We start from the raw sequence: 12,094 nt of genomic DNA, 5'->3' as shown, positions 1-12,094 counted from the left end.
CACCGACATAGACCACTCAGTGGGCGTTCGCCCTCACCTATCGGAGCCGGCGATGACAGCCCCAGCGGTAACAGCGGTGGTGCCGACACACAACCGCCCTGAGCTCATGAAACGTGCGGTCGAGAGCATCGCTGGGCAGGATTACGACGGCCCCCTTGAAATCGTTGTGGTCTTCGATGCCTGCGACGTCGAGCTGCCAGACATCGAACTTCGACACGGTCGGACCATCCGCGGGATCAACAATTCCCGATCCCGAGGTCTTGCCGGTGCGCGGAACACTGGAATCTTGGCGGCCGGCACGGACTACGTCGCCTTCCTCGATGACGACGACTTCTGGCTCCAGGGCAAACTTGAGGCGCAGATGGAGCTCCTCCGCGGCCAGCCAGAGGCTGTCCTGGTCGGAACAGCGATGGTCGTGGACGCCGGTGAGCGCACCCACGAGCGCCTGATGTCCAGTGACGTCATCAGTCACGCGGAACTCATTCAGAACGGGCTCGCAGGGTTGCACTCGTCAAGCCTCCTCTTTCGTCGGCAGCGACTCCTCGGCGACCTCGGGCTCGTGGATGAACAGCTGCCGCGCAGCTACGGCGAAGACTACGACCTGCTTCTTCGGGCATCTGCTCTTCACCCGGTTGCCGTCGTCAACCGGCCTCTCGTCAGTGTGACGTGGAAGGGGCAGTCCTTCTTCTTCGGTCAGTGGGCGGTGTACGCGGAGGCGCTCCAATACCTCCTGACGAAGCACCCGGATTTCGCATCGAACAGGAAGGCCATCGGACGGATCCAGTCTCAGGTGGCGTTCGCCCTTGCGGCCAGCGACCAGAAGACGGATGCCAGGGCGTGGGCCGTCAAGGCGCTTCGGAACAACCCGCGCCAGGTCAAGGCAGCTCTCGCGCTCGCCATCACCACGGGGCTTGTGACCGCCCCCCAGGTGATCCGGGTCGTCAGGCGCTTCGGAAAAGGGATCTGAGATGCGTATTCTCATCGTTTGTTCGTCTGGAGGGCATCTCACCCAGGCGCTGGCACTGCGGTCGTGGTGGGGCAATCACGAGCGCTCGTGGGTGACTCTCCCGACTGAGGACGCCAGGTCTCGGCTCGCGGACGAGCGAATGGTTGAGGCGCACTACCCCACCGTCAGGAACATCCCCAACCTCCTCCGCAATTTCGGCCTGGCCAGGCACGTCCTCGCCGCCGAGAAGCCTGACCTCGTCTTCAGCACCGGTGCTGCCATCGCCCTGCCGTTCTTCCTCCAGGCCGGTCACTTCGGTGCACGTACCGCATTTCTCGAGCCGGTCGATCGCATCGCCACCCCGTCTCTGAGTGGGCTGCTCGTCTATCCCTTCGCCGACGAGATCCTGGTGCAGTGGCCCCAGTTGACCAAGATCTACCCGGATGCCGCCAGGACCGGAGTGGTGTTGTGAACGCCGGCGGCACCGTCGTGGTGAGTGCAGGCACCTACCACCTTCCGTTCCACCGTCTGAGTGAGTGGATGCAGCCATGGGCCGACGCCCACCCGGAGGTCAGGATCGTCATGCAGCACGGTCCAGGCAGCCCTGTGCGGGGAGCCGAGAATCACGGCATCCTTCCGTACGACGAGCTTCTCGAGCTGTATGGCACCGCCGAGGCGATCGTCCTGCAGGGTGGCGCAGGAGGAATCATGGACATGCGCGCCCTGGGCCGCGTGCCCATCGTCGTCCCTCGCATCCCGGTCGACGACGAGGTCGTCGACGACCACCAGTTGCTCTTCACCGAAGAGATGGCCGAGCTTGGCCTCATTCATCGGGTGACGACGCGGGATGATCTGTGGTCGCGACTGGACGGGGCCGTGGCCGGGTCGCTTGTCACCCATGTCGATCACGCCGAGGCGACACCCGGTGTCGAAGGCGTCGCCGGCCTGTTGACGCGGCCACCCCGCAAACTCGACGCCCGGGTCCGGTTCCGCCGACAGATCGCCGCGGCAAACCTCATCCTGCACCGTCACCAGTCGGCCTGAGCCGGTCGTTCAGGCGAATCGACTGAGCACGGGCAATTGCGCCCAGAGCGTCCGGATATCGAGGCGGACCCTCAGAGCCCAGAGCGTGACGGCGTAGACCGCCGTGAGCGCAGTGCCGGCGACCACCAGGACGAGCAGCGAGTCGCCGAAGGCGACACGCGCCGCCAGACCACCGATTCCGTAGATCACAGCGGCGAGCGCCATGGCAAACAGCAGGCGGCGAGGCGCGAGGCTCACCCCCATCCGCCGGTGGACCTGCCACGCGGCAACAAGCGTTTCGGCGATGATGCCCACCGCCCACGTGATGGCGGCACCGACGATTCCGAGCACGGGAACGAGAAGAAGATTGAGCCCGATGTTGAGGCCGAGTGCGAGGGACTTGTTGTACATCTGCCACGAGCTTTTGCCGCCCTGCAGAATGATGCTCTGAAGCATTCCGGCGGCCGACTGCACCATCATGGCACCGGCGAGGATCGCAAGCACGATGGCACCTTCGCGGAACTCGGGTCCGAAGATGCCGAGGACAGCCGGGCCCAGTGTCGCGAGGAGCAGGTAGAAAGGCCAGGTAGCAAGAATCATGGCCCTCGTCACCCGCGTGTGCAGGGTGCTCGCTTCGGCGTGCCTTCCCTGGGCGAGCAACGCCGAGATCGTTGGGCTGACGGCCACGCGCATCGATCGGTCGACCACCTGCCCGGCCTGGATGGTCCGAGTCGCGACCGCGTAGATGCCGGCGGCCTCCGGCGATGCCAGGGCAGCGACGATGAGCACGTCGGCCCATTCGAGCGCGGTCTCGAGTCCTGCACCGACAGCGCGCGCACTGCTGAACGACCAGAACGAGGCCGCCTCGTCACGGAATCGCGTGGTCGTCTCGTGCCGGCGTCTCCAGTCGCGCACGAGCGGCACGGCGAGCACGACGCAGGTCACGACGAGCCAGAGCGGCAGGGGTATCATCCACGCCAGGACGTACTGTGAGACCGTTCCGGTCAGCCAGATGACGACGGCGACGGCGGCGAGTCGTGAGGCCGGCAGCAGGATGCTCTGGAGCATGGTGAACACCGTCACCCCGCGAATCATCCGCACCGCCATCTGGAGCACTCCGAGGACGGCAGCGATCGCGATGAACGGTGCCATCGTGCGCAGGAGAGCCGTGAGCGATTCCTCCTCCCCCGGCGACGCCAGCCAGTTCGCGACAGGCACGGCGTTGAGGCTGAGGAGGGCTGAGACGCTTGCCGCGATGACCGTTACCGGCACGACGGCGATCACGACGGTACGCCAGGCTTCACCGCGGCGTTCGAATGCATCCTGTCCGGCCAGCTGCCTGACGATCCCTGTGCTCGTTCCGAGCCGGAGGATCTGACTGACGATGGTGAAGACAGCGATCGCCTGGAAGAACAGACCGGTGCCGTACGCACCTGCCCCGTTGCCGACCAGCGCGGTGAGGACGAACGCACCCACAGCGGCGAAGACCGATCCGAACAGACTGATCGATCCGCTCCTGGCGAGGCGTTCAGCGAGCATGAGGAATACCGAACGGTCTGGGGTGCGCCGTCCAGTAGTCCGAGGACGCCGCGTATCTCTCCCTGAGCATCAGCGCCAGCACGATCCCGATCGCCAGGAGGTGACGGTCCAGGCCATAGAAAACGCTCATTACGACGGCGCCGACGAGAGACCCGTGCAGCCAGAGAGCGGACACGTTGGGCGCGGCCCAGGTGCGGGCGACTCCTCCGATGAGGAACCAGGCAAAGAGCGCCAGCCCGATGAAACCGAAGCAGAACATCAGGTTCCACAGGGTGCCCTGCGTGCCGACGGTGATCTCACTGGTGAATGACGGCCGCGGCGCCCCGTAGCCGAACAGAGGGGAGACGAGCGTGCGCTCGAAGGTCTCGGTATACAGGTCGCCGCGTCCGGCCGTCGTGTCGACCGTGTCCTGGCGTTCGGTGATGCGATCGAGCATCCCGGACAGCAAAAGGATGACGGAGAGCGCCGCCCCGAGGAATGACAGCCAGAGGAACGGAACCCATTTGCCCCGGAACAGCAGTCGGAGGAGAACGTAGCCGACGACGGCCGCGATCCCGATGAACAGGCCGCGGTTGCTCGTGGCGATCGCCGGGGGGATGGAGAGTGCGATTCCGATGATGAGCAGGATCGTTGCCTTCGCCGTGCGGATTGCGATGGCGTTCGCCACGGCGATCGGGGTGAGGATCGTGATGGCAGCGCCCCAGCCGTTCGTGTACGCGAACGGCGCAGACGGGCGCAGGAAGGGTTCGACCGCTCCCCACGGATTCTGGATCTCCGCGAACTGGGGGAAGACGAGGTCGCTGACGTACTCATTCTGAAGCACCGAATCCGGCAGAAGCAGCCCGATAGTGTTCCGAAGCTCACCCTCGGGCCAGAGCAGGCCGAGATAGCCTCCGACGATCACGAACGCCCACATCGCCGTGAGTCCGGCGAGCAGACGGGATGCCGTCAGCGACGTTCGCGCGTTGACGACGTAGACGATGATCACCGCGACCGCCGCGAACTGGGCGAACCGCACACCGAACCCGAGAAGGCGGCCCGCGGAGTCGAGCATCAGCGCGCACGGCAACATCCATGCGACGAAGACCGAGAACGACAGTGAACCCGGCACGATCTCCACCCGGCCACGCTGAAAGAGGAACGCCACCATCGGTACGGCCATGATCGCCGTATAGAAGGGGAGCAGTCCGAGCGCCCACCACGCTCCCATTCCCCACAACAGGACGAGTACAGGCCAGGCCGGGAGTTCGGGAAGCGGCGCAGAGCCGCCGGCCACCACGGGAGCCGGCTGACGTTTGGTCAGTCTGGCGAGTGTCATCGCTCAGTTCTCCGGTGCGTAATCGCGTTGTTCCGCCAGTAGCGCCCGATACTTGCGGCGGAGTGACGCAGCGGCGACGGCAGCAGTGACCACGAAGAGCCCCGTGTAGAGCACGAGGAACAGCGGCGGGTATGCCAGGGCGGCGACGACGACGTAGAGGGTGCCGACGTCGTACGGGATCTTGGCGAATGACACCCAGTCCGGTGTCCCCTCGGCCGCCGATCCGTCGTCCGCTGCCTTCGCCGACAACTTGCCGGCGAGCGTCTGAGCGAAGAACCAGGAAGACGAGAGCACGAGGAAGAGGAGGGCGACGACGACAGACCAGTCGGGAAGACCCGCCCGCCACAGGCACAGCGCGATCGCCAGGTGCACGAGAGGAAGCCGGAGTGAATCGACGACATGGTCGAGCCACTCCCCCGCGATGCTGCCCCGATTGGTGAGCCTGGCGAGCTGCCCGTCTGCGGAGTCGAGCGCGTACCCGGCGAGGAAGAGCACCATCGCGGCCACAGCGGAGAGGGCTGACATCGGCAGGAAGACCAGGACGACCATCCCTCCGACCGACAACATTCCGCTGATCAGGGTCACGGCGTTGGGTGAGAGCCCGGCGACGTAAGCGACGGCTGCCGCTCGACGCCCGAGCCCCCGGTTGACCCAGCGCAGGTAGGCGGGCACGCCGGCGCCCGACTTCTGCGACGAGGCCAGTTCCGCCGTGGCGACCTGATATCTGTTCATCAGCCGCGGGTACCGACCAGGCCGACGGCGAACGTGATGTCCGGTGTCGAGCGGTAGTTGGCGTTGCTCTGGGCCGCGATCGTGTTGGTGCCGTCATTCAGCAGCGCAATCGGAACCGTGAACGTCACGGGGTTCGCCGCTGCCGCGGTGGATCGCGGTGCCGCGGTGGCGTACGTGTTTTGTCCGATCGTTCCCGCCGGCAGGTTGGCGCGCCCCACTTCCGTTCCGTTCACATAGACGATCACGCCGTCGTTGGCGAGCACGGTGAGAGCGACGCTCTCGAACTCGCCGGGGTCTGGCGTCTCGAATGTCGTGCGGAATTGCGCACTCAACGGCCGGGGTGACGGAGCTCCGACGCTGATGTCGGTGCCGAGCCCTGGTGTATTGAAACCGAGCACTCCTGCACCGGATGCCCACGAGGAATCATCGAATCCCGGCGTCTGCCAGCCGGCCGGGAGGGCATCAGACAGGAAGCGCCACCTCCAGTCGTCGTTTGTCGCCACGAGCGTGACCTGCGGGTCCGGGGGGCCGGCAGGCGTTGCGACCGTTACCGTGCCTGGTGTGCCGGTCTGTCCGATCGAATCGACACCGACCACGCTGTAGTCGTAGCTCGTCGACGGGGTCAGACCCGAGTCGGCGTATGAGGTCTGGGATGCCGGAACCGTTCCGATCTGGCTCCCGTTGCGTGACACCCGGTACTCGACGGCCGTCGAGCCGGACGGGTGCGACCAGTCCAGATCGACGCTCGTGCTGTCAGGGGCTGTTCCGGTGACAGTCACCGGAGCGGGGACTGCTGGCGGCGTTCCCCGCTCCGCGCTGAACGAGAGGTTGAACGTGACATCCGGCGTCGAACGATAGTTCACGTGGCTGGATGCAGCGATCACATTCGTCCCGGAGACGAGCAATGAGCTCGGCACCGTGAAGGTGACGGGGCTCGACGCCGCTGCGGCTGAGCGTGGTGCTGCCGTCGCGTAGGTGTTCTGAGTGATGGAACCGGTTGGCAGGTTCGCCCGGCCGATCTCGGTGCCGTTCAGGTACACGATGACCCCGTCGTTTGCGATCACACTGATCGTGCCGTTCGTCACCGTCGACGGGCTGCTGACGGTGAACGCAGTGCGGAACTGTGCACTGAGCGGACGCGGTGTCGGAGCTCCGACGCTGATGTCGGTTCCGAGGCCTGCCGTGTTGAAGCCGAGCACGCTCGCACCGGTCGCCCAGCCTGAGTCATCGAACGTCCGTGAGGCCCACGCTGCGGGGAGTGCCGCGCTGTCGAAGCGCCACTTCCACGACGACGACGCGTTCACGAAGCTCAACTGCGTGGCAGACGGCGGCGAGACCACCGCAACGGCTGTCGTCGCTGAGCGGTTCCCCGCCGCATCGACTGCCCGGACGAAATAGCGCACGGCGGCTGATTCCACCGGAACAATCGCCGTCCGAGCGGTGGTGACCGCGACGACCTTGTTGTTCCGGAGAACCTCGTAACCGGTGACCGAACGATTATCGGTGGAGACTCCCCAGTCGAGTCGAGCGGACTCGGCGTCGACTGCGGTTGCTGTCAGCGTGCCTGGTCGCGTCGGAGCGGCGATATCCCGCGGCGCGAATCGCGCGAACCCTCCCGACCATTGGCTGACCTCCCCGGCCCTGAGAGTGCGGGAGAAGTCACCGCCGGTCCAGAGAACCCCGGTGGAGTCGGTGAAGAGACCCCACGCGCCGTAACCGGCACGCGCCTGAATGAACGGGCTCCAGTCCTCGTGGACCTGACCGGTCGCGACGTCCCAGGCGCCCACCAGGCTGATCTTGTCTGCCTGCGTCCAGTTGGTTCCGACACCGTCCCAGATGAAGGCGTTCTCGTACACCCAGTCTCCGCAGTGACACCCGGCATAGATCACGTTGCCGCTCGAGGTCACCGTCTGGAAATCACCACCCGCCTTGGTGATCGAACCGCTCTTGCGGGTGAAGTCGGTCCGGTCGTAGCTGAACAGGCTGTGCTCAGACCCGCCGGTCCATACCTTGCCGCCTGCTTCCCTGATGCCGAGCTGCCAGATGTTTCCGGTGTTGTTGACGCCGGGCTTGGAGAAGATCGGTGCCCACAGCGGGGTGACCGGGTCGGCCCCTGCAGCTGTCGACAACGCGTTTGCGCTGAGCGTCTGGGTCTCCTCGGTCTGGCGGAAGTAACCCGAGAAGTAGGTCCGATCTCCGGTCGGCGATGCATCGACGCCGACGCTCGTGCCATTCATGATCGGATTCCAGTCCACGTCGGGAACACCGGTGGTCAGGTTGATCCGCCCACCGTTCCAACTGGAGGCGGTGATCCCGCCCTGACGCGTCAGATGTGTGTACGACCCGGAGACGTAGAGCCAGTTGCCCTGGATAGAGAAGCCTCTGATCTGAGCGACACCGCCAGTGGTCCGGTTCTCAGCGTCGACCTGCCAGCCGGTCGTGGCCCCTGTCGTCGGGTCGACGATGACGATGCCGGTGTGGCTCGCGCCGTTCGCTGTGCTGAACATGCCGCCGAGCGCGACGCGACCGTCGGGAAGAGCCGCGATGGCCTTCACCTGGTCGTTGAGCACCGGAGCGAATGCCGGACGGAACTGACTGTCGGCGACGTTGAAGGCGGCGATATACGGTCGTTCGACCTTGTCCGCTCCCGTGGCTGCCTCGGACCGCTGAACGTAGCGGAAGTTGCCACCGACGTACACGCTCGTACCTGACTGGCCGAACGCGCTGACCTCGGTGTTGAGTTCACCGGTGCGTCCGTTGGCGAGCCCTGAGACTCCCCACACGGTGCGCTGTGCGTCGCTCTCGGCGAGGGCGACCTGGGCGGTCGCTGGAGCGCCGGCATCCGGGATGGTACCGAAATCCATCTGCGAGATCCTGAGTTGGGGCCGCAGGTACATCTGAGCGAACGGGCGGGCTCCGCCGTTGCCGTTCGTGCTCGTGTAGAGGTACGTCGTCGCGCTGTTGGTGCCGGTGATCTGCGATCCGTACGCCATGCCGGCCGTCCACCCCTGTGCGGCGGTGTATGTCGTGTCGACACGGTTCAGACCGCTGTTGTTGCCGAAGTTCCTGGTCTGTCCACCGGTTCCGGTCACGCCGTTGAAGCTGTAGGTCGACACCCGGTGCTCAGCCGCGAATGTCCACACCCAGCGGTCCCGAACCTGGTACTTGAAGCGCACCTCCTGCCAGACGGTGCCTGTAGCGTTCGCTGCCCGACGAACCCGCACACCGTCTGCGAGGGCGTCGACTCTGCCGTTGTTGAGCAGCTTGTCGACCTTCGACGCTTGCAGCTGCGCGGTCTTGAACGCGCCAGTGCCGTCGACTGTGGTGCGGACCTCGCCGGGGCGCAATCCGTTGTAGAGCTCTTTCCAGCCCTCACGTCCACGAGCGACGAGCACCCACCCACCGCCGTCGGTCGTCATGTCGCAGTAGAACTGCTCAGGGGCCTTGAGCGCGGGCGTCAGCAGCCAGTACGTGCCGTTCGCCGACGAAGGGACGTTCTGTTTGACCTCCCAGCACGAGCCGGCAGCAGTCGACATCGACTGGCCGGTCGGCAGTGGGTCTGCTGCCGTCGCGGGAGTCGCAGTGAGGAGGGATGCTCCGAGCGCAAGCACCGTCGCGAGGATCGCGGCCGCCCTGGCCCGCCCCGCTCGCTTTCGCGCGCCGGGTGCGTCGATCGGGCGGATGGTCGCTGGAGCTCCATAGGGGTTCATGAGCACGTTCCTTTTTCGGGTATTTCATGGGTGACGATCTTCCAGAGCCCGTTCAGGAACTGGGCGCCGTAAGTGTGCTGGACGGGGTGGCCCGGCGTGTACATCCGGTCCTTCAGGGAGGTTCCGCTCTCGTCGACGACATCCACATCGGAGGTGTCCACGCACACGGTGAGGGTCATGGTCGGGGGGCTTGCGGTCAGATCGACCGCCCCGACCGTGACTTCGGTGATCTCGGCGTCCCCGACCTGCTTGTATCCGAGGGATTTGCGTTCAGCCGCAAGTGCCTGCAACTCTCCGAGGACGAAACCGGCAGCGACTGTTTCTGCTCCGTCGATGCTCCCGTCACCACGCTGCAGGACCTGGTTGGTGGCCAGGATGAACGAGTCGAGGGTGGTGTCGACGGCGTCGACGGATTCGTCTTCGTTCCCGATTGGGCCCGGGGTCGCGGTTGGCAGGGTGAGCGGCTTCGCGGTCGGGGTCGGTGTGGATGTGGCTGCCGGTTTGTTCGATGCGCCGCCGGTGAAATCGAACCAGCCGTTGGCGAGTCCCAGCGCGAGCACCAGGCCGACGACAACGACGAAGACGGCCACAGCGGCCGCGAAACGCGGGATCGGGCCACGGCCGCGTGGTGCGGTGTCTGGAACCTCCGGGACAGTCATCGGTTCACCGACGATTCACGGGCGCCGCCCGCATCTACCTGACGGTCGGATTCGAGGAAGTCGAGTGCCCGACGCAACTGGGTGCTCGATGTGCTGACGGTATACGGGAAGTACACGACGTCGACACCGACGGCGGTGAACTCGCGTTCCAGCCGCTCGCCCCGTTCTGTTCCCCGCCAGTCGTCGCCCTTGAAGAACACATCGAACCCGATGGTCCGCCAGGTTTCGAGTTTGTCCGGGACGACTTCGGCGACGGCGTCATCGACGAATCGGATGTTACGCACGATCTCCAGCCGCTCGGACAGCGGGACGATCGGCGGCCGGCCCTTCGTCAGTTCGAGCATTTCGTCTGAGACGACCCCGGCGATGAGGAAGTCGCACTGGCTCCTGGCGTGTTTGAGAATATTGAGATGCCCGACATGGAACAGGTCGAAGGCACCGGCCGCGTATCCGACGCGCGCGCCGGCGGGGATGTGAGACATCAGTACGCTCCCACCGGTCGAATCAGCACCCGGAAGGTGCGCCAGATGATCATGAGGTCTCCGGTCAGTGACCAGTTCTCCACGTAATAGAGATCGAGCCTCACGCTCTCCTCCCAGTCGAGATCGGAACGTCCGTTGACCTGCCACATGCCGGTGAGGCCTGGCTTGATGTAGAGGCGTCTGTTGACGTGACCCTGGTAGTCGGCGACCTCGCGCGGGAGCGGCGGCCGCGGGCCGACGATGCTCATCTCACCGACGAGCACGTTCCACAGCTGCGGCAGTTCATCGAGCGAGTATGCGCGAAGGAATCGGCCCACCTTCGTCACGCGCGGGTCGTCTTTCATTTTGAAGAGAAGCCCCGAGCCCTCGTTCTTGTCGAGCAGGGCGGCGAGGTCGTCCTCCGCCGTCTCGACCATCGATCGGAATTTGAGCATGCGGAAGGTGTCGCCCCGACGGCCGACCCGTTCCTGGCTGAAGAGCACGGGTCCGGGTCCGTCATGCCTCACGGCGATGGCAATGGCGGTGAGGACCGGCGCGAGCACGATCAGGGCGCTGGCCGAGATGAGAACATCGAGGACGCGCTTGAACGTGTGCTTCGGACCTTCATAGTTCGGGAGTTCGACGTGCATGAGCGGAAGACCCTCGACCGGACGGAAATGGATCCGCGGTCCGGCGACATTCGTGAGCCGCGAAGCGACGACGAGCTCTGCCCCTGTCGACTCGAGTTCCCAGCCCAGGTCGCGAATGTAGTGGGATTCGCTCGCGTAGTCGCCAGCAACGATGACGGTGTCTGCACCGATCTCGTCGGCGACTCTCGCGACCTTGTCCGGCGTGGTGACGACGGGAATGACCGACCGGCCCTCCACGATCGGAGCCATCGCGTCGCCGTAGAGGGCCGCGCCGACGACGGTGTACGCTGCTCCACTGCTGTGGTTGATCCGTCGGATGACGTACCCGACGTCGGTCCGGTCGCCGACGACGAGAGCCCGGCTGAGGTAGTTGCCGAAGAGCCGCTGGTGCGTCAGCCAGCGCCGCCAGGACCAGCGACCGACCAGGAGGGCTGAGACGCCGATCGGTAGCGAGATCAGGAAGAAGCCCCGCGCGATGTCGACCTGCAGGAGAAGGAAGGCAATGGCCAGCAGGCCGAAGGTGATCGCACTCGCTGAGACGACACGCTTGTATTCGGCGGCTCCCACTCCGAGCTCCCTGCTTTCCCTCGTGCGGTAGAGCGAGAGTGCCCCGATCCAGCAGAGGGACATGACCAGTGCGATCAGCCATTCGTTGACGGCGACGCCACCGACAGAGATCGCTGGCCCGTCGGCACCGAACCGGAGGAAGGCACTGACGCCGATCGCCGCGAAGACAATGACGCAGTCCGTGAGAAGAAGCTTCGCGCGGTAACGCCGGGTCCAGGCGACCCCGGGAGCCGAGATGGCCCGGCGGCCGCGTTCGCCGAAACGAAGCGAGACGTCGCGGAGGACGTCCAGCGGCGTAGGCTGGGCTTCGAGTCTCGTCATGACAGACCCTGTGACGACAACTTCATAACGTGATCCCTCGATACCGCGCTCGGTGACGAACCAGCTCAGCAGGCTGACGGAATCGTCCACCGACTTAATGTGATGATTCCTCATTTAGTGGTATCAGAGTATTCCTCACGTTTGAGGAGTGCGCGCCCCCCTTAGGGG

General features: G+C 65.3%; 10 protein-coding genes. 3 read left to right on the top strand and 7 right to left on the bottom strand.

Annotated elements, in window-relative coordinates; all coding sequences use genetic code 11:
* Positions 1-52 precede the first annotated feature (52 nt).
* The 3 genes from IWX78_RS09180 to IWX78_RS09170 are packed head-to-tail and all read left to right on the top strand — an operon-like array spanning position 53 to position 1,990.
* Entirely contained in the window at positions 53-967 is a 915-nt protein-coding gene (locus IWX78_RS09180; protein WP_196833211.1) for a glycosyltransferase family 2 protein, read from the top strand.
* Position 968: 1 nt separating this feature from the next.
* Entirely contained in the window at positions 969-1,418 is a 450-nt protein-coding gene (locus IWX78_RS09175; RefSeq protein ID WP_196833210.1) for a UDP-N-acetylglucosamine--LPS N-acetylglucosamine transferase, read from the top strand.
* The gene (locus tag IWX78_RS09170; RefSeq protein WP_196833209.1) at positions 1,361-1,990 is read left to right on the top strand and encodes a glycosyltransferase; all 630 of its coding nucleotides are present in this window, start codon (positions 1,361-1,363) and stop codon (positions 1,988-1,990) included. Before IWX78_RS09175 ends, IWX78_RS09170 begins: the two co-directional genes overlap by 58 nt.
* Before the next feature lie 9 nt (positions 1,991-1,999).
* Here IWX78_RS09170 and IWX78_RS09165 read toward each other — a convergent pair whose 3' ends face one another.
* From IWX78_RS09165 to IWX78_RS09135, 7 genes are read right to left on the bottom strand one after another with little or no spacing between them, the layout of a single operon-like run.
* On the bottom strand, positions 2,000-3,508 hold the full coding sequence (locus IWX78_RS09165; RefSeq protein ID WP_196833208.1) for a lipopolysaccharide biosynthesis protein: 1,509 nt from the start codon (positions 3,506-3,508) through the stop codon (positions 2,000-2,002).
* Positions 3,498-4,826 carry an O-antigen ligase family protein gene (locus tag IWX78_RS09160; protein WP_196833207.1) on the bottom strand — a complete coding sequence of 443 codons (1,329 nt, stop codon included), beginning with the start codon at positions 4,824-4,826 and terminating at the stop codon, positions 3,498-3,500. Before IWX78_RS09160 ends, IWX78_RS09165 begins: the two co-directional genes overlap by 11 nt.
* A gap of 3 nt (positions 4,827-4,829) precedes the next feature.
* Positions 4,830-5,558 (bottom strand): CDP-alcohol phosphatidyltransferase family protein, encoded by a 729-nt coding sequence (locus IWX78_RS09155; RefSeq protein WP_196833206.1) that lies wholly within the window; start codon positions 5,556-5,558, stop codon positions 4,830-4,832.
* Complete coding sequence (locus tag IWX78_RS09150; protein ID WP_196833205.1) at positions 5,558-9,268, bottom strand: fibrinogen-like YCDxxxxGGGW domain-containing protein; 3,711 nt, start codon at positions 9,266-9,268, stop codon at positions 5,558-5,560. The genes IWX78_RS09155 and IWX78_RS09150 overlap by 1 nt, the downstream gene beginning before the upstream one ends.
* Complete coding sequence (locus tag IWX78_RS09145; RefSeq protein ID WP_196833204.1) at positions 9,265-9,927, bottom strand: hypothetical protein; 663 nt, start codon at positions 9,925-9,927, stop codon at positions 9,265-9,267. The genes IWX78_RS09150 and IWX78_RS09145 overlap by 4 nt, the downstream gene beginning before the upstream one ends.
* The gene (locus IWX78_RS09140) at positions 9,924-10,409 is read right to left on the bottom strand and encodes an adenylyltransferase/cytidyltransferase family protein (RefSeq protein WP_196833203.1); all 486 of its coding nucleotides are present in this window, start codon (positions 10,407-10,409) and stop codon (positions 9,924-9,926) included. The genes IWX78_RS09145 and IWX78_RS09140 overlap by 4 nt, the downstream gene beginning before the upstream one ends.
* Positions 10,409-12,016, bottom strand: coding sequence for a sugar transferase (locus IWX78_RS09135; RefSeq protein WP_196833202.1), 1,608 nt, complete (start codon positions 12,014-12,016; stop codon positions 10,409-10,411). Before IWX78_RS09135 ends, IWX78_RS09140 begins: the two co-directional genes overlap by 1 nt.
* Positions 12,017-12,094 lie beyond the last annotated feature (78 nt).

Source organism: Mycetocola sp. CAN_C7 (genome assembly GCF_015752285.1).
GTDB lineage: Bacteria > Actinomycetota > Actinomycetes > Actinomycetales > Microbacteriaceae > Mycetocola_A.
The sequence above is the reverse complement of the archived record's forward strand: the minus strand, read 5'-3'. Positions and strand labels throughout refer to the sequence as shown.

Bases quoted from the DNA above. Each gene is read 5' to 3' on its own strand.
- IWX78_RS09140 (WP_196833203.1), bottom strand. From the start codon at position 10,409: ATGTCTCACATCCCCGCCGGCGCGCGCGTCGGATACGCGGCCGGTGCC.
- IWX78_RS09165 (WP_196833208.1), bottom strand. From the start codon at position 3,508: ATGCTCGCTGAACGCCTCGCCAGGAGCGGATCGATCAGTCTGTTCGGA.
- IWX78_RS09180 (WP_196833211.1), top strand. From the start codon at position 53: ATGACAGCCCCAGCGGTAACAGCGGTGGTGCCGACACACAACCGCCCT.
- IWX78_RS09175 (WP_196833210.1), top strand. From the start codon at position 969: ATGCGTATTCTCATCGTTTGTTCGTCTGGAGGGCATCTCACCCAGGCG.
- IWX78_RS09160 (WP_196833207.1), bottom strand. From the start codon at position 4,826: ATGACACTCGCCAGACTGACCAAACGTCAGCCGGCTCCCGTGGTGGCC.
- IWX78_RS09155 (WP_196833206.1), bottom strand. From the start codon at position 5,558: ATGAACAGATATCAGGTCGCCACGGCGGAACTGGCCTCGTCGCAGAAG.
- IWX78_RS09145 (WP_196833204.1), bottom strand. From the start codon at position 9,927: ATGACTGTCCCGGAGGTTCCAGACACCGCACCACGCGGCCGTGGCCCG.
- IWX78_RS09150 (WP_196833205.1), bottom strand. From the start codon at position 9,268: ATGAACCCCTATGGAGCTCCAGCGACCATCCGCCCGATCGACGCACCC.